At 59.5% G+C, this 17,774-nt stretch carries 14 protein-coding genes; 9 read left to right on the plus strand and 5 right to left on the minus strand.

Annotated elements, in window-relative coordinates:
• Positions 1-17: 17 nt before the first annotated feature.
• Complete coding sequence (locus H045_RS15170; RefSeq protein WP_003237769.1) at positions 18-1,361, plus strand: imelysin family protein; 1,344 nt, start codon at positions 18-20, stop codon at positions 1,359-1,361.
• An 80-nt stretch (positions 1,362-1,441) separates the two neighbouring features.
• Here H045_RS15170 and H045_RS15175 read toward each other — a convergent pair whose 3' ends face one another.
• Positions 1,442-5,590, minus strand: a complete 4,149-nt coding sequence (locus H045_RS15175; protein ID WP_015372820.1) for a dermonecrotic toxin domain-containing protein — start codon at positions 5,588-5,590, stop codon at positions 1,442-1,444.
• A gap of 136 nt (positions 5,591-5,726) precedes the next feature.
• Here H045_RS15175 and H045_RS15180 point away from each other — a divergent pair, with 136 nt between their 5' ends.
• The gene (locus tag H045_RS15180) at positions 5,727-7,181 is read left to right on the plus strand and encodes a TrkH family potassium uptake protein (RefSeq protein WP_015372821.1); all 1,455 of its coding nucleotides are present in this window, start codon (positions 5,727-5,729) and stop codon (positions 7,179-7,181) included.
• Here the strand turns inward: H045_RS15180 and H045_RS15185 are convergent.
• Positions 7,138-8,196 (minus strand): AraC family transcriptional regulator, encoded by a 1,059-nt coding sequence (locus tag H045_RS15185; RefSeq protein WP_015372822.1) that lies wholly within the window; start codon positions 8,194-8,196, stop codon positions 7,138-7,140. The genes H045_RS15180 and H045_RS15185 overlap by 44 nt on opposite strands.
• 160 nt (positions 8,197-8,356) lie before the next feature.
• Here H045_RS15185 and H045_RS15190 point away from each other — a divergent pair, with 160 nt between their 5' ends.
• The 3 genes from H045_RS15190 (at position 8,357) to H045_RS15200 (ending at position 10,461) form a co-directional block, all read left to right on the plus strand.
• Positions 8,357-8,668: an Mpo1-like protein gene (locus H045_RS15190; RefSeq protein ID WP_003237761.1), complete on the plus strand. Its 312-nt coding sequence runs from the start codon at positions 8,357-8,359 to the stop codon at positions 8,666-8,668.
• Positions 8,669-8,984: 316 nt separating this feature from the next.
• Entirely contained in the window at positions 8,985-9,170 is a 186-nt protein-coding gene (locus tag H045_RS15195; RefSeq protein WP_015372824.1) for a hypothetical protein, read from the plus strand.
• A 94-nt stretch (positions 9,171-9,264) separates the two neighbouring features.
• Positions 9,265-10,461: an MFS transporter gene (locus H045_RS15200; protein ID WP_003237757.1), complete on the plus strand. Its 1,197-nt coding sequence runs from the start codon at positions 9,265-9,267 to the stop codon at positions 10,459-10,461.
• Here the strand turns inward: H045_RS15200 and arfB are convergent.
• On the minus strand, positions 10,458-10,871 hold the full coding sequence (gene arfB / locus H045_RS15205) for an alternative ribosome rescue aminoacyl-tRNA hydrolase ArfB (RefSeq protein WP_015372825.1): 414 nt from the start codon (positions 10,869-10,871) through the stop codon (positions 10,458-10,460). The genes H045_RS15200 and arfB overlap by 4 nt on opposite strands.
• A gap of 249 nt (positions 10,872-11,120) precedes the next feature.
• Here arfB and H045_RS15210 point away from each other — a divergent pair, with 249 nt between their 5' ends.
• Together H045_RS15210 and H045_RS15215 are read left to right on the plus strand one after the other, a co-directional pair.
• Entirely contained in the window at positions 11,121-12,377 is a 1,257-nt protein-coding gene (locus H045_RS15210) for an AAA family ATPase (RefSeq protein WP_041931643.1), read from the plus strand.
• 2 nt (positions 12,378-12,379) lie between these two features.
• Positions 12,380-13,006: an RloB family protein gene (locus tag H045_RS15215; protein ID WP_015372827.1), complete on the plus strand. Its 627-nt coding sequence runs from the start codon at positions 12,380-12,382 to the stop codon at positions 13,004-13,006.
• A 41-nt stretch (positions 13,007-13,047) separates the two neighbouring features.
• Here the strand turns inward: H045_RS15215 and H045_RS15220 are convergent, their stop codons facing one another.
• The gene (locus H045_RS15220) at positions 13,048-14,469 is read right to left on the minus strand and encodes an amino acid permease (RefSeq protein ID WP_015372828.1); all 1,422 of its coding nucleotides are present in this window, start codon (positions 14,467-14,469) and stop codon (positions 13,048-13,050) included.
• A 646-nt stretch (positions 14,470-15,115) separates the two neighbouring features.
• On the opposite strand from H045_RS15220, the gene H045_RS25285 reads away from it, so the two are divergent.
• Together H045_RS25285 and H045_RS15230 are read left to right on the plus strand one after the other, a co-directional pair.
• On the plus strand, positions 15,116-15,253 hold the full coding sequence (locus tag H045_RS25285) for a hypothetical protein (protein WP_003237751.1): 138 nt from the start codon (positions 15,116-15,118) through the stop codon (positions 15,251-15,253).
• Positions 15,254-15,326: 73 nt separating this feature from the next.
• A complete protein-coding gene (locus H045_RS15230; RefSeq protein ID WP_015372829.1) occupies positions 15,327-16,286 on the plus strand; it encodes a CgnE/CgnB domain-containing protein in 960 nt (319 codons plus the stop codon).
• A 190-nt stretch (positions 16,287-16,476) separates the two neighbouring features.
• Here the strand turns inward: H045_RS15230 and rluB are convergent, their stop codons facing one another.
• Positions 16,477-17,700, minus strand: coding sequence for a 23S rRNA pseudouridine(2605) synthase RluB (gene rluB, locus H045_RS15235; protein WP_015372830.1), 1,224 nt, complete (start codon positions 17,698-17,700; stop codon positions 16,477-16,479).
• Positions 17,701-17,774 lie beyond the last annotated feature (74 nt).

Below are 17,774 nucleotides of genomic sequence, written 5' to 3' on the forward strand. Positions count from 1 at the left end.
GAAGCAGGATGTTCGCCATGATTCGTATGCCCCTGGCCACCGCCAGTCTGCTGGCCATTGCCATTTCTCTCGCCGGTTGCGGAGAAGGTAAAGACAAGGCCGCAGCACCCCAGGCGCCGACCCCGGCTGCCAGCACCACCGCTCCAGCGGCTGCCACACCGGCAGGCAACGTCGACGAAGCTGCCGCCAAAGCGGTGGTCGCGCATTACGCTGACATGGTGTTCGCGGTGTACAGCGATGCCGAGTCCACTGCAAAAACCCTGCAGACCGCCGTCGACACCTTCCTCGCCAACCCGAACGAGCAAACCCTGAAAGCCGCACGCACCGCCTGGATCGCCGCGCGCGTGCCGTACCTGCAGAGTGAAGTGTTCCGCTTTGGCAACACCATCATCGACGACTGGGAAGGCCAGGTGAACGCCTGGCCCCTGGACGAAGGCCTGATCGACTACACCGACAAATCCTACGAGCACGCGCTGGGCAACCCGGGCGCTACCGCCAACATCATCGCCAACAACGAGATCCAGGTCGGCGAAGACAAGGTCGACGTCAAAGACATCACCCCGGAAAAACTTGCCAGCCTCAATGAGCTGGGCGGTTCCGAAGCCAACGTCGCCACCGGCTACCACGCCATCGAATTCCTGCTGTGGGGCCAGGACCTCAACGGCACCGGCCCGGGCGCGGGCAACCGCCCTGCTTCGGACTACCTGACCGGTGACGGTGCCACCGGCGGCCACAACGAGCGCCGTCGCACCTACCTGCGTTCGGTGACGCAACTGCTGGTCAGCGACCTTGAAGAAATGGTCGGCAACTGGAAACCCAACGTCGAAGACAACTACCGCGCCACCCTGGAGAGCGAACCCGCCACCGACGGTCTGCGCAAAATGCTGTTCGGCATGGGCAGCCTGTCCCTGGGCGAGCTGGCCGGTGAGCGCATGAAGGTGTCCCTGGAGGCCAACTCGCCGGAAGACGAGCAGGACTGCTTCAGCGACAACACCCACAACTCGCACTTCTACGACGCCAAGGGCATCCGTAACGTCTACCTGGGCGAATACACCCGCGTCGACGGCACTCAGATGACCGGTGCCAGCCTCTCGTCCCTGGTGGCCAAGGCCGACCCCGCTGCCGACGCGGCACTTAAGGCAGACCTGGCGGCGACCGAAGCCAAGATCCAGGTCATGGTCGACCACGCAGGCAAAGGTGAGCATTACGACCAGTTGATCGCCGCCGGCAACGACGCGGGCAACCAGATCGTGCGTGACGCCATTGCCGCACTGGTCAAGCAGACCGGCTCGATCGAAACCGCAGCGGGCAAGTTGGGCATCAGCGACCTGAACCCCGACAGCGCCGATCACGAGTTCTGATCAAGGCGGGATGATGGTTGCACCGCACTGAAAATGCCCCGACTGGTTCGGGGCATTTTTTTGCGCGCGAGCCTGTCGAGTCAGATGCGGATCACGTAGATGAGCGTGGCACCGCCCTCGAAGCTCAACTGAATGCCGCCAATCAACGGCACCAGCGGGGCGCTGCGCGTCTGCGCACTCATGAGCGAAGCTCTGGGCGCGACCTGGCTTGCGCGGTTGCCCACGGCGTGTCCAAACGCACTGTGCACCTGCATCCAGTACACCGTGGCATGCCCTGGATGCTTGAACAGCAGCTCGCCGACCTGATCGTAACCGGGGACAAGTTGATAACGATTGCGGCGAAGCACGTCGGCCATCAATGCCTTGAGTGCTTCCTGGCTGCGGTTGGTCACCGCGTCCTGGAACAGGCTGTGAACCTGATCCGTACGGAAGGTAAGTTGTGTGTACTGCCCTGGCTGGCGAGATAGAGGCCATTCGCCGCTAACCGATCGCGGGGTCACAGGCAGCAACAGCAGCGGGTCGCCCAGCGTCGCCTCGACCACCGTGCGCTCTCGGCGCCAATGCCTCAGGATTCTCTGCAGTGTGGCGACGCCTACGACGTTAAGGCCATTCCTGTTGACCCTGTTGAACAGGCTGCGGGCGACGTCAGCCTGGCTGGAGACTGACAACATCGGCCAGGCGTCACCTACATAAGCGGCCAGGGTTTTCTGGAACGGCAGGTCGATATCGTTGACCCAGCGACCGTCTGCTCTTGCGAAGGTAGCGGCACGCGGCTGGTTATAGAGGTCCGTCCTGAGCATCGTTTCAAATTGGTCGTAGGTGCCGATCGGGATGTCAGGGTCGTGCATCAGAACAGTGGCGGCCCGCGTGGTCGCGGCTCTGCCATCAGGCAGGATGGGAAAGTAGCGCTCGTCGATTTTAAGGTATTCGGTGCCCCGCAGCGCAGGATCCCCACCCACTCGCTGATAAACCCCATAGTTCGCATCTTTCAACAGCATCTCGCCCGCATCGATGGATCGCCCCCAATCGGCAATGCGTTCAGACGCCGGCCTGGCTGGTCGCGCCTGGCTGGTACTTGGTACCGGCTCGACGGACGTGAGCGACAGACCCGGGACTTCGCCCCCCCGCACACGCACCGAAAACCGCTGAGGGGTCACGCTTAAATATTGATAGAAGGCGTCAAGTAACGTGCCCGACCTGAGGTGGTGAACCACGCTCAATTGAAGTTCCAGTTCGCGCCCGCGCGGAAAATTGAACGACTCGAACACCAGGCGAGCCTGGCCTTCGCTGAGGTTCGGATAGAGCGCCCTTAACGCCTCAACCGGTGAAAGACCTCCACGCAATCCTCGATCGGGATGCGAGCCCACTTCCCAGCGCCCCTTGGCGTCCAGGCGGATCGGATCATGGTGATAACGGTAAGGCTTGCGCGCATCCTTGACGCGCCAGGCCTTTTCGCCGCCCTCGTCGAGGATCGAAAACCAGCGGTTCTGCTCATTGAGGAAATAGTGACGGCGGCCCTCAGCGCCGGCAGCCTTGTAATAAATGCCCTTGCCTTCCCAACCGTCGAGTACCTGCACGTCGCCAGGCTTTTTCTTCAGAGCCATCAAAGGGTTCAGCCCACCGGACGCGGATGCAGAGGTGCGCACGCCAGCCAGGCCGGCGACGGCACCGTCGATCAAAGCGCCGGTAAACTCGCCCAGCGCACGCACCAGGTGATGAGCCGTCTCGGCGCGGTCGCCCAGCGTGGCGGCGTCTACCGCCCTGAACACCGAGAACAGACTGCGGGCCAAGCCAATGGGCAGCATGATTTTGATCGGTAACACCAGGGTGATGAGATCGAACGCTGCCGTGCCCACCGATATTGCGGTCTCAAGGTCGGTTTCGCCGGTTGTGGTCGATTTCGCCCCTGCATCGTTGATGGCGAAGCTGGCCTCGATCTCGTAGGCCTCCTCGAACAGGTTGTCGGCAATCCTGGGCATGTACACCATGGTCGCGGAGCCGCGGCCGCGTAAAATGCTGCGGATCCTTTTGCGCTGGGCCAGTTCGACGCGGCTCACCAGATAGTCACGCCAGGAACTGTTGAAGACGAAGTCGTTCAACAAACGCTCATCGTGAAACTCATGAAACATCCGACCGCCTGGCGCTTGCGGTGTGTAGACCACGGTGGAGGCGACCGCCGAGGAGGTCGTGCGAAACAGCCACACGCCTCGCACCCGCGCGCCGCGCAGCATCAAGCTTTGCACCATGATCCGATGGGCTTCGACGGTCTGGCGGCGGTCACTGTCTACAGGCTCATCCAGTACCACCTGTACCCAGTTGAAGCCGCGACTGGCGTGATCCGGCAGAAAATCACCGGCGATTTTTGCCTCGATGGCGTCCATCCGTACCTGCAACGCCAGGTACCGGGCGAAATTGCTTTTGCGGGCGATGGCCTCGGGCGAGGTGATCAGCCGATCCTTTAAAAACGCGTCATAGCGGTTACCGATATTGGCCGTGCGCACCAGGTCCTTCACCTGCTCGACGGTCAGGGCGGTGTAGGCCTGCTTCTTTTTATCGGTCAGATGGGAAAAGTTGGTGAAGTTGAAATCCAGGCCGCCCACGTTTTCAAGCGCCAACTCACTGAGGCTGCGTTGGCGATACGTGTACAGCGGCGCGCCGGGTTCTCGCGGTGACGATGCGGGAGCCCCCGGCACGAAAGGCACGGTGGGCACATCAGGCGCTCGCGTATGCACCTGAATCTCATCCGGGTCGACCTGCAAGCCCCATTGCGACTCGATCAACGCAGTCAGTTGAGCCTTGCTGTAAGCGCTCATGGCGGTTTTATCACTGAACTGGGCAAGCGAGGGCAGCCCCTCGGACTCAGGCAGGCTTTTGAGCCCATCGCAGTAAGACTGCATGGCTGCTCGCCAGGCCTGCTTGTCGGCGTCGGTCGCCCCCTCAAGAAAGATTTTAAGCTGAGCCTGCGCACGTTTTTGAATGCGCGCCACCAGCACCCGCTGCGCATCCAGAGCGCGCGCACTGTCCGTGACACGATCCAGGCTTTCGGCCAACCGAGCGCTCTCGGTCTGCGTAGCAGGCGCCTGATAGAGGGCCACGGTGGCGGTGAAGTCCTCATGAAGCTTGAGGCGTTGATCTTCGAGTGAACGGCTGAAGGGAGAGTCAAGCCACTCGAGGTACGCCAGTTGACCGCTCGTCTTGGCCTCGCGGTGCAGGGCCAGGCCGTGGGGCTGGTGTTTTTCCGCCATCAAGGCCAACAAATGGGTGAATTGCACCGGGTGGTTCAGGCGCTGGTGCAGTTCGTGATCAAGACTGGACAGGGAGTCGAATTCTTCCAGGCCGTTGCCCGGGCTGTACAGCAGAACAAGGCCAAGATTGCTGGAAGGGTCGACAGGACGTACCTGCGGGGCCGCTTGCGTGTCCGTCTCCCAGCCCACCTCGGCGTCCTGCGGGTCACGGGCGGTCAGGATAAACGCTCCGTGGAGCAGCGGATTGACAGCGTCCTTGCCCTTGAGCGCCACACCATACACGCACGGTTTGTAGGCCTTGAGCGTACGACGCGACAGCGCATCGGGCAGGCGCACCACCGTCTCGAACAACGCCTCGCCCGCCGTGCTAAGCACGCCATCATTTTTTAGCAGGGCCACTTCGCTGCGCAGTTGCGCGATTCGACCGTCAAGCACCCGTAGCCAGCGGCTGCGTGCATCGGTCGCGCGTTGCTCGTCCCAATAGCGCTGGATGAAGGTTTGGTAGTGGCCGTCCAGCCCCGTGGCCAGGTCTTCAAGAAATTCATCGACGGCCTGGCCCGTCAACTCGGGGATACGTTGCGGTTCGCCGCCCTCCTCGGACGCGCGCAAAAACTCGGTGTCACGGCTGGCAAAGGTCGATGCCTGGCCCGTCACGATGCGCTGTATCACCGCATCCATCAACGTGGGCAGCGGGGCCTTGAGCTCCAGCGTTTCATCCACCGTGGTTGGCGCGGGTACCAAGGAGGCTGGCTGGCGGTCGCGGCTCTGCACAAACACACTGTGCACCTGCGCCGTGGGCTTGATGCTCAAGCGCTGTTCGAAGCGCCGTTGTACAAAGTCGCCAAACCTGGGCTGAGGCGCCAGATCCTGCATGAGTTGGGTATTGAGCGCGGACAGCTTTTTTACCAGGGCCATCTGCGAGGGGGTGTCATTGGCATTCAAGCGCCGTATCAACGGCGTGTCGGTTAACGATTCGTACGGCATGGAAAATCTCTGGAAACACTGAAGAAGCCCTCATGCTGAACAAGCGCACCGCCACGCGTGCTTTATACATGTGTCGGTTTACATGCCCTGCACCGCAGGTAGAATGGCGCCTTCCGCGACCATCCGAGCAGACTTCATGGCGTTGCCGACCCTACGCATCATCGGTTTCATCATCGGCATCTTCCTGATCACCCTGGCGATCGCGATGGTCGTGCCAATGGCCACTCTGGTGATCTTCGACCGCACCGGCGATCTGCCCTCGTTCCTCTGGGCCAGCCTGATCACCTTTATCGCCGGCCTGGCCCTGGTGATTCCGGGCCGCCCCGAGCATGTGCACCTGCGTCCGCGGGACATGTACCTGCTCACCGTCACAAGCTGGGTGGTGGTGTGTGTATTCGCCGCGCTGCCGTTTTTGCTGACCCAGCACATCAGCTACACCGACTCGTTTTTCGAAAGCATGTCCGGCATAACCGCCACCGGCTCCACGGTGCTGAGCGGGCTGGACAGCATGTCGCCGGGCATCCTGATGTGGCGCTCGCTGCTGCACTGGCTCGGCGGTATCGGCTTTATCGGCATGGCGGTGGCGATCCTGCCATTGCTGCGCATTGGTGGCATGCGCCTGTTCCAGACCGAATCCTCGGACCGCTCGGAAAAGGTCATGCCGCGCTCGCACATGGTGGCGCGCCTGATCGTGGCGGCCTACGTCGGCATCACCATCCTCGGCAGTCTGGCGTTCTGGTGGGCCGGCATGGGCCTGTTCGATGCGATCAACCACGCGATGTCGGCGATTTCCACCGGCGGGTTCTCCACTTCCGATGAGTCCCTGGCGCACTGGAAACAACCGGCCGTGCACTGGGTGGCGGTGGTGGTGATGATCCTCGGCAGCTTGCCGTTCACCCTGTATGTGGCCACGTTGCGCGGCAACCGCCGGGCACTGCTCAAGGATCAGCAGGTACAGGGCCTGCTCGGTTTGCTGGTGGTCACCTGGCTGGTGCTGGGCACCTGGTACTGGTGGACCACCAACCTGCATTGGCTGGAGGCGCTGCGCCATGTGGCGTTGAACGTCACCTCGGTGGTGACCACTACCGGCTTTGCCCTGGGGGACTACAGCCTGTGGGGCAATTTCTCACTGATGCTGTTTTTCTACCTGGGCTTTATCGGCGGCTGCTCGGGCTCGACTGCCGGCGGGATCAAGATTTTCCGCTTCCAGGTCGCCTACATCCTGCTCAAGGCCAACTTGAACCAGTTGATTCACCCGCGCGCAGTGATCAAGCAGAAGTACAACGGCCACCGCCTCGACGAAGAAATCGTGCGGTCGATCCTGACCTTCTCGTTTTTCTTCGCCATCACCATCTGCGCCATCGCTCTGGCCTTGTCGTTGCTGGGCCTGGACTGGATGACCGCGCTGACCGGCGCCGCCAGTACCGTGTCCGGTGTAGGCCCAGGCCTTGGCGAAACCATTGGGCCGGCCGGCAACTTTTCCAGCCTGCCGGATGCGGCCAAGTGGATCCTGTCGCTGGGGATGCTGCTGGGCCGGCTGGAAATCATTACGGTCTTTGTTCTATGCATTCCGGCGTTCTGGCGTCACTGACCGTCGACGTCTGCAGCAGCCGCGCCCGGTACTCGCCGGGGGTGGCATCGAACCAGCGGCGAAACGCGCGAAAGAAGTTGCTCGGGTCGGCAAAGCCCAGCAGGTAGGCGATCTCCAGCAAGGTCATGCTCGGCTGCGCCAGATACTGCTCGGCCAGTTCACGGCGGGTGTCGTCGAGCAGCGCCTGGAAACTGGTGCCCTCCTCCCGCAAGCGGCGTTGCAAGGTGCGCTGTGACAAATGCAGGGTCTGGGCCACTATTTCGCGCTTGGGTTCGCCCTGGGGCAACAGGCGACACAGCACCTGGCGTGCCTTGTGGGTCACGCGGCTCTCGGAAAACCGCGCCAGGTACTCACCGGCAAAGCGGTCGTGCAGCAGTGCCATGGCCTCGTTGGCCGTGGGCAGCGGCGCGTCCATGTCGGCGCGTTCAAAGATCAGCGCGTCATAGGGCGCATCGAATTCCAGGGGGGCGTGGAACGCTTGCCGGTAGGGCGCAAGGTCCGCTGGCTGCGCGCCCTGCAACAGCACCTTGCGCGGTTGCAGGGTGCGCCCGGTCAACCAGCCGCACAGCGCCAATGCACTGGCCAGTGACGCTTCGGCGCTTTGCCGGGTGGGAGGGAGGTGGTCGCCATGCACGGTCAGAATCAGCGCATACCCTTCGGGTAAAAGCCTGAAACTCAAGTCGGCGCTTTCGGCGATGATGCGCTGGTAACGCACCAGGCGCATGAAGCCTTCGGCCAGGGTGTTGCTGGACATCAGCGCATACCCGGCCACATGAAATGACGCCGGGCGCACGACTTTACCCATGTTCAGGCCAATCGCCGGGTTGCCCGACAGTTCCACCGCGCGCTGCCAAAGGCGGGTCATCGAATCCTGTGGGAAACGTGCGTCGGGGTCGCTGAGCGCGGCGTAGTCCAGACCCAGTTGCCTGAACAAGGCACGGCAGTCCAGACCGTCCATTTCCAATGCCTTCACTATCCCCATCGCCCAGCTTGCAGAAGTTGTTCGTTCGCTCATGGCGTCTTCTTAATTAGGCTGGCTTGAACGGCAGCCAGGAAGCCAAGGATACTAAAGTGGCATCTATTGTCACTGGCTGTTACCACTGATCACTCTAGACTCAATTAAGCTCCCCGCCGAACATGTGTTGGGCGGCACAACAATCAAAGGGCCGCCAATCTTGGAAAATGTCAGGAAATTCAATAGCTTCGCCGAATTTTATCCGTATTATCTGAGTGAGCATGGCAACAGCACCTGTCGGCGCCTGCATTTTATCGGCACCACGCTGGTGATCGGAGTTCTGGCGTATGCCATCGCGAGAGGCTCATTGCCGCTACTGATCGCCGTGCCGATTGCTGGATACGGCTTCGCCTGGATTGGCCACTTCTTCTTCGAAAAGAACCGTCCGGCGACCTTCCAGCATCCGTTCTACAGCTTGCTGGGGGACTTTGTGATGTACCGCGACATGATTCTGGGCAAGGTGCCCTTCTAGCAGCACGCCGATTTAATAGTCTGTTTGTCATTTACAGTGCTGTATCCTGCCAAGGCTTTTTGAGCGCGCGCAATTACCTGCGATTGAACAAACAGACTTTGCAAGGAGCGACGACGATGCACGAGATACCTAATCTCCCCTTCCCAAGCCTGCACGAAACTGAGCAGCCAACCCCGCAACAGGCCAGCGAGAAGCAGCCTGAACCCCAACAAGCACAACCAGTCGCCAGCGAAAGCCAGGACTGACGCCGCACCAGACCGTGTGGAAAGCGCAATGTGAGCGCTTTCCACACTGCCTGAACCGTGAGATATCCGCCATGTCCGACCAGTCCACCACTACCGCCCCCGACGACGCCGTACTCGACGCTGCCTTGCAGATGGTCGAGGTGTGGAACCGCCTCAGCGAACACAAGCAAGCGCTATTGCTCAAGCGTTTCGGCACCCAGGAAAACGCACTCGCTGCCCTGGTCACCACGCAACTGCTGGCCCCTGCCCAGCCCTGATCCCGGATTTTTTCTTTTTGCCGCCCTGCACAGGCGCAAGCATCGGTATCATTAGCAGCCTATCTTTACCTGCTGCGACAGTGGATCCTCTCCCATGCCTGATACCCAGCGCCCCATGGCGGTTACGCTGCAAGTTGTTTCCATCGTGCTGTTCACCTTTATCGGCTACCTGAACATCGGCATTCCTCTGGCCGTGCTGCCAGGCTATGTCCACAGCGAACTGGGGTATGGCGCGGTCATCGCAGGGCTGGTGATCAGTGTGCAATACCTGGCTACCCTGCTGAGCCGACCCTATGCCGGACGCATGATCGACACCCTGGGCTGCAAGCGCGCCGTGCTGATCGGCATGGCCGGTTGTGGCCTGAGCGGTGTGTTCATGCTGCTCGCGGCGTGGCTCGCGAGCTTTCCGGCGCTCAGTCTGACCAGCCTGTTTATCGGCAGACTCGTGCTGGGCAGCGCCGAGAGCCTGGTAGGCTCGGGCGCCATCGGCTGGGGCATCGGCCGTGTGGGTGCGGCGAACACCGCCAAAGTCATCTCGTGGAACGGCATCGCCAGCTACGGCGCACTGGCCATCGGCGCGCCACTGGGTGTGGTGCTGGTCAGCCAGTTGGGGTTGTGGAGCATGGGCGTGAGCATCATTTTGCTGGCGGTGATGGGCGTGGCGCTCGGCTGGCGCAAAGAGGCGGTGCCGATTGTGGCCGGTGTGCGACTGCCGTTCATGAATGTGTTGGGCCGGGTTTTCCCCCATGGGTGCGCACTGGCGTTGGGCTCAATCGGCTTTGGCACCATCGCCACCTTTATCACCTTGTATTACACCACCCAGCACTGGGATAACGCGGTGTGGGCCCTGAGCCTGTTCGGTGCCAGCTTTATCGGCGCGCGATTGTTGTTCGGTAACCTGATCAACCGCATCGGCGGCTTTCGGGTAGCCATCGCCTGCCTGTCGGTGGAAATACTCGGCCTGCTGCTGTTATGGCTGGCGCCGGACGCTCACCTGGCACTGGCCGGCGCGGCGTTGAGCGGCTTCGGATTCTCCCTGGTGTTTCCAGCGCTGGGCGTGGAAGCGGTCAACCTGGTGCCGGCCTCCAGCCGTGGCTCGGCGGTGGGGGCCTACTCGCTCTTTATCGACTTGTCACTGGGGGTCACCGGGCCATTGGCCGGGGCGGTGGCGGCGGGGTTCGGTTTTGCGTCGATCTTCCTGTTCGCCGCGCTTGCAGCCTTGGGTGGCATGCTGCTCTGCCTGTACCTTTACCGCCAGGCACCCAAGGCCCGCGAAACGCGCAACGCCTAGAAGTCGACTTTGCCGCGCCCAGCCTTGATGCTGCCGCGCTTGGTCTTGGATTCCAGCCGACGCTTTTTCGAACCCAGCGTGGGCTTGGTGGGCCGGCGCTTCTTCTCGACCTTGGTGGCGCTCTGGATCAACTCAACGAGACGCTCCAGCGCATCGGCACGGTTCTGTTCCTGGGTCCGGTATTGCTGGGCCTTGAGCACCAGCACACCATCACTGGTAATCCGACTGTCGCGCAGCGCCAGCAGGCGCTCCTTGTAGAACTCAGGCAACGACGACCCTGGAATATCAAAGCGCAGGTGCACCGCACTCGACACCTTGTTGACGTTCTGCCCCCCCGCGCCCTGCGCGCGAATGGCGGTCAGCTCGATCTCGGCGTCGGGGAGGTGGACGGTGTTGGAAATGACCAGCATTACTCGAAAACCTTAGGAAAACGGATAGGTCAGGTAGCTTACGGAATCGGAGCCTGGGCTCTGCAGACCGCGCCCCTACCGAACAGTTTGGCATCGTTGACGCGAAACCCGTTCAACTCTGTAGCGCGCGGGATCGTAGCAGGCTAGGGATTATTACGTGGAATATGGCGAAGTGCAGAAAATATGCAGCTACTTTCAATATTAGCTATATTTAGCGCCTACAAGCATCCTCAACTGCGGGTTTTCTGCATGTTAATCGAATTTTCTGTCAGTAATTTTCGTTCCTTTCGGGAGAAGCAGACCCTGTCGATGGTCGCTTCGCCTCGTTTGGGGAAGAAACAAAATGTTTTTGATCCAGAGGTGGCTGGAGAGGATTTTCCAAAGCTTCTGAAAGTGGCCGCTATTTATGGGCCAAACGCGTCGGGCAAATCGAATCTTGTAAAGGCCATTAACTTAATATCCGATCTGTTACATAAAAAGCCAGGTGACAGCCATTTAATCCCCGCTGATCCATTCCGCTTTGATCGAGAGCTTGTAGACAAACCCAGCGAATTTGAAATTAACTTCATCCATGAAGGCACTCGTTTTCAATTCATATTAAAAACGACAGCCGAACGCATATTTGAAGAAACACTTTTCTTTTTCCCTAAAGGAAAAGAAAATCTACTTTACTCAAGAAAATTTAGTCCCGAGACCGTTGAAAACTATACTTTTGGGTCATTGCTTGAAGGAGGCACCATCGTTCATGAAGCATGGAGAAGGTTAACCCCGCCTAACTCTTTATTCTTGGCGCAGGCGGTACTTAACAGCAGCGAAGACTTACAACAACTAAAGTCACCTTATGAGTGGCTTAAAAACTCAAACATGTGTATTGGCCAAAATGGTATAACCACTTGGTCGATAGCGTCTCGCTCAATGATGATGCATAGTCCGGTGACAAAAAGTGCGCTACAAGACTTTCTTCAGCACCTAGATGTACCCATTACAGGGATACGTTTCGAAGAGAGTGAAAAATTTAAATCCGAAATAGGGCCAGCGTCTAAAATCAACGACTATGTAAAGCTAGTAGAAAGCGAAGCGAAAACAAAGCTCACGCACACCACAGCACTAGGCGACGCGGAGTTCGACTTCACCGAGGAGTCCGGAGGCACCCAAAACCTAATGGGCTTCTGGATTCCATGGCTTCACCTTCATGCAAAAAGTAGTGAAAAAGTAGTTGTCGTTGATGAACTCGACAGCAGTATCCATCCGAAAATTGTAGAACTATTAGTTGAAAATCACTTGGTCGCAGATAAAAAATCTCAATTAATATTCACCACCCACGACACGCACCTCATGAACACTAAACTTCTGCGACGAGACCAATTCTGGCTTACCGAACGCGACGCAAATGGCGCAACCCAAGTATTTTCCATACACGACTTTCAAGGAAGAGGCAGTGAAGATATTGAAAAGCGTTATTACGAAGGTCGCTATCGCGGTTTGCCGATCTTGAGCAGGAGCTAATAATGGCTCGTACAGCTGACTCTTTCAGGAGAAGAGAGCCCAGGTTTCAACAGCAACCTACTGTGTTGGTCATCTGTGAGGACTTGCAGTCCAGCAAGGTTTATCTGGAAGATGCAGCCATGCACTTTCGATCCCACGCAGAGATAGAAATCATGCACTGTGGCGTCACCCATCCAAAGGGAATTGTGGAGTACGCCATTGAACGTCAGCGCAAGTTCGACAAGGTCTTTTGTGCCATCGACCGTGACACGCATGAGTCCTTTGATGAGGCTATACGGCTGTCCAAAGCACACGACAAGATAACCGTCATCGCCTCTTACCCCTGCTTTGAATATTGGCTACTGCTGCACTTTGGCTACACCCGGAAACCCTATTCGCGGTCAGGAAAGCACTCTGCAGGCGATCTGGTCGGCGCAGATCTGAGAGACAAACCAGGAATGGCTGATTACGCCAAATCAGGCCTGAAAGGCTATTTTAAGATGCTTGCAGGCGAGAAATTCGAAAGCGCGCGAAAGCACTCACCGAGAAGCCTGGCGGACGCTATGAAGAGCGGCGACAGAAACCCAAGCACCGAAATTCACTTGCTGATGGATGAGTTCGAAGCCCTCTCAAAACCAAAAGCCTTATAAAAAACCCGACTTAGCGTCGGGTTTTTCCAAGACCAGCTATTTCACTTTACAACCGAAGCTGCCGCCATTCGTTGCTCCCGCGCCGCCCGCTTGTTCTTGATGCCATAGCACAGCCCCATAAATGCCACCCACACCGGAATCGCATACACCGACACCTGAATCCCCGGAATCATCAGCATGATCACCAGGATAAACACCACAAACGCCAGGCAGATGTAATTGCCGTACGGATACCACAGTGCCTTGAACAACGGCACCTGGCCAATGCGATCCATATGCTGGCGGAACTTGAGGTGGGAATAGCTGATCATCGCCCAGTTGATCACCAACGTGGCAACCACCAGCGACATCAGCAATTCCAGGGCGTGTTGCGGGATGAAGTAGTTCATCAGCACCGCCACCAGGGTGACCGCCGCCGAGGCGAGGATGGCGCGCACCGGCACGCCGCGTTTGTCGATCTTCGCCAGGGCCTTGGGCGCGTCGCCCTGTTCGGCCATGCCCAACAACATGCGGCTGTTGCAGTAGGTGCCGCTGTTGTACACCGACAACGCGGCGGTCAGCACCACGAAGTTAAGAATGTGCGCCGCCGTATTGCTGCCCAGCATCGAGAACACCTGCACGAACGGGCTGCCGCTGTAGGGGTCGCCGGACGCGTTGAGGGTTGCGAGCAGGCTGTCCCAGGGTGTCAGCGACAACAGCACCACCAGCGCGCCAATGTAGAAAATCAGAATGCGGTAAATCACCTGGTTGATGGCCTTGGGGATTACGGTGCGCGGCTGGTCGGCTTCGGCGGCGGTAAAGCCGAGCATTTCCAGGCCACCAAAAGAGAACATGATGATCGCCATCGCCATCACCAGCCCGCCCACGCCATGGGGGAAGAAACCGCCGTGTTCCCACAGGTTGCTCACCGAGGCTTGCGGGCCGCCGCTGCCGCTGACCAGCAGGTAGCTGCCCAGGGCGATCATGCCGACAATCGCCACCACCTTGATGATCGCGAACCAGAACTCGGCCTCTCCAAAGACTTTGACGTTGGCCAGGTTGATCAGGTTGATCAGCACGAAGAACGCCGCCGCCGAGACCCAGGTCGGGATCTCCGGCCACCAGTAGTGCACGTACTTGCCAACGGCCGTCAGCTCCGACATGCCCACCAGAATGTACAGAATCCAGCAGTTCCAGCCCGACAGGAAACCGGCAAAACCGCCCCAGTACGTGTGGGCAAAGTGGCTGAAGGAGCCGGCGACCGGCTCTTCGACGATCATTTCGCCCAGTTGGCGCATGATCATGAAGGCGATGAAGCCGCAGATGGCATAACCCAGGATCATCGACGGGCCAGCGGACTTGAGCACGCCGGCCGAGCCCAGGAACAGCCCGGTGCCGATGGCGCCACCGAGGGCAATCAACTGGATATGGCGATTTTTCAGGCCGCGTTTCAGCTCGCCTGAAGGGGAATGGGGTTCACTCATGAATAGGCTCTCACGCAAGGTTTGATGATGTTGAATGCAGGTTGCTGCCTTGAATTACCGACTCAAGCAGCGCCGCTCAAACCCCAGCGCAGGCACCAGGAGTACAGCGTCGTTCTAACGGTCATGCGTCACCTGTTTGTTTTTATCTGTGACGAAATCGAACCCGCCTGGCTCGTGGCCGGGCGGAGTGATCGAGGTGGGTGAACCCCGGTTCTGGGCCTTGTGCGTGATATACGCGAGGCGGTCACAGTAAAACGCGGGGCATTGTACACCGCTCGACCGCTTCGGCACGCCCCAGGACGGTGCGCGCGACAATCTGTCAGCCAATCCTTACAGCTCAGGCACACGCCTGAAAGACCGGCCACAACCGTAAAACTATCGTTACAAGCCGGAAAGTGTGCGTTACGGCGGGGTTTTTCGGCAGTTTACGAAAAATTGTCGGTGGCAAACTTCTGAAGAATCGGTTCAGCCAATTGACTGTTTTCTCTGCATAAATTTTTTTTCGAAAAAAACCGAAGAAAAAATCCAAATGAAACCGTGTCAATAAATATTTTGCATTTTGAAACACTCTCTCCTAGGTTCATCCCACTTGCCAGCGAAGCCCGTTGGCAAGCGTTCTCAAACAACGTCCTCTAGGAGATACACCATGCAAGCACTGGAAAAAGACCTGGAAACTGAACTGCAACTTGACGATTGGTTTGAAGCGCCGACCCATGAGGCCGCCGTTGAAATGATGCAAGCCGACGCCGTTGTGCCGTTCGGCACCGCGATGTGGCCGTTCTAACACCCGGCAGGCATTCGGCAGGTGCTGTGCACGGCACCTGCCCCCTTACCCAAGGCACAGAAGGACACACGTCATGGACAAGGCCCGCGCCGTCGAACACTTTCTCTACTACCTCGCGCACCATCCGGCCCTTGAAGGCCTGCGCTGCCCTACCGTGCTACTGGGCCACACCGAGCGCTACGACGCCATCGCCCAAGCCATCACCCAAGGCAACAATGCCCGTTTCAACTTCCAGGTGCAGCGCCTGGACCTGGCCGCCAGCGACGCCCTGGCCGAAGCCATCGAAGCCTGCGACCTGTACCTGTTTCTCTATGATTCCTCGACCTTGCCCAACCCGCGCGCCGAAGGCCCGGACTTCATCCGCGCCTTGCAGGGCATGATGGCTGAGCACTGGAAAAAATCCCTGCTGTTCAAGGACTATGGCGACTACTTCTACGACACGTTCAGCGTCGCGCCACAGCGCATTGCCGACCTCAACGCCACGCTGATCCGGCGCATGAGCCAGGCCAACGTGCTGAGTTTTACCGACAAGCACGGTTCACGCATTGAGGCGCCGATGAGCAGCATCAAGAAGTGGACCAATATCAACGGGGTCGGCAACCACGACCTGGCCCCCGGCGAGATCGCCACCCACAGTGAAGCCATCAATGGTCAGGTGCGCTTTGTCGGCACCTTTCTGAGCACCATCCCGTTTGCCCGCAAGTACGGCGTGCTGGAGTCCCCGCTGGAGCTGTGGATCGAGAACTCGACCATCTGCAGCGTGGCCAGCGAGGTGCCGGGGCTGGCAGAAGACTTCAACAAATACCTGAATGCCAACCCGTCCAATCGTCGCGTCGAAGAGCTGGGGATTGGCACCAATGAAGGGGTCAAGGACTTGTATGCACGCAATGCCGGTTTTGAGGAGCGCCACTGCGGTTTGCACTTGGGACTGGGCGGGGGGCAGAAAGGCAGCCACCACCTGGACCTGATCTTTGCCAGCGGCGTGTTGGCGCTGGATGACAAGCCGGTGTTTGATGGCACATTTGCGTTTTAACAGAACGTCAGGATGACGCAGGTCCGTGTGGGAGCCGGGCTTGCCCGCAAAAGCGGTGGATCAGTCAACATCATGTTTGCTGGACTACCGCCTTCGCAGGCAAGCCAGCTCCCACAGTGGAATGCATTGCAAATTCAGATCGAAAAAAAGCCAACCCTGGGGTTGGCTTTTTTATGCGCGGCTTAACGCATCACTGCGGCTTCTTGCGACCAAACCCAGGACGCTGTCCCGAACCAGCCGGGGCGCCACGGCGCTTGCCCGATGGCTCGTCGGCAACCAGTTTCGGGCCGGGCCGTTTGTTCGCCGCCGGCTTGGCCGGGCGCTTGGTGCTGGCGTTGTCGGCCGGACGGTCCGCTTCACCACGGTTACTGCGACCGCCGCTCGGCGCTTCGCCACGGGCTGGACGCGGGGTGCGGGGTGCACGCTCGCCTTCCTGACGCGACGGCGCGGTAGGACGACGCTCACCTTCGATGTGCGGCTGACGGGAGATACGCCCGCCGGTGGCCGGTGCATCCAGCGCCGGACGCAGGGTGCGTGCCACGCGTTCGGTGCGGGGCACCGGGCGCGACGACTTGCGCTGCATGCGCTCAAGCTTGTCTTTGCTCTTGGCGTTCATTTGCGGCATGGCGACCGGCGTCAGGCCGACTTCGGCGCTGAGGATGTCGACTTCGTACTGGCTCATTTCGCGCCAGCGGCCCATCGGCAGGTCGGAGTTGAGGAACACCGGGCCAAAACGCACGCGCTTCAGGCGGCTGACCACCAGGCCCTGGGATTCCCACAGGCGACGCACTTCACGGTTACGGCCTTCCATCACCACGCAGTGGTACCAGTGGTTGAAACCTTCGCCGCCGGGCGCCTGCTTGATGTCGGTGAACTTGGCCGGGCCGTCTTCGAGCACCACGCCCGCCTTGAGGCGTTCGATCATCTCGTCGTCGACTTCACCACGTACGCGCACCGCGTATTCGCGGTCCATCTCGTAGGACGGGTGCATCAGGCGGTTGGCCAGCTCACCGTCGGTGGTGAACATCAGCAAGCCGGTGGTGTTGATGTCCAGGCGGCCGATGTTGATCCAGCGGCCTTCCTTGGGCTTGGGCATCTTGTCGAACACGGTCGGACGGCCTTCAGGGTCGTCACGGGTGCATATCTCGCCGTCGGGCTTGTTGTACATGATCACCCGGCGCACCGATTCGGCGGCCTCTTCACGCTTGATGACCTTGCCATCGATGGTGATTGCGTCGTGCAGATCGACGCGCTGGCCGAGGGTGGCCTCGACGCCGTTGACCTTGATGCGCTTCTGGGTGATCCAGGCTTCGACGTCGCGGCGCGAGCCCACGCCGATACGCGCCAGCACCTTTTGCAGTTTTTCGCCTGCTGGGCCGATTTCCTGGCTGTCGTTCTGGTCTTTGTCGTTCATCTTAAGCACCTCCCGGTGGGTCGATTCAGGCGTGGCCTGAAGAGTGTTGAAAGCGGGGCTTTGCGCGACTGCAT

This window comes from Pseudomonas poae RE*1-1-14, assembly GCF_000336465.1.
GTDB classification, from domain to species: domain Bacteria; phylum Pseudomonadota; class Gammaproteobacteria; order Pseudomonadales; family Pseudomonadaceae; genus Aquipseudomonas; species Aquipseudomonas poae.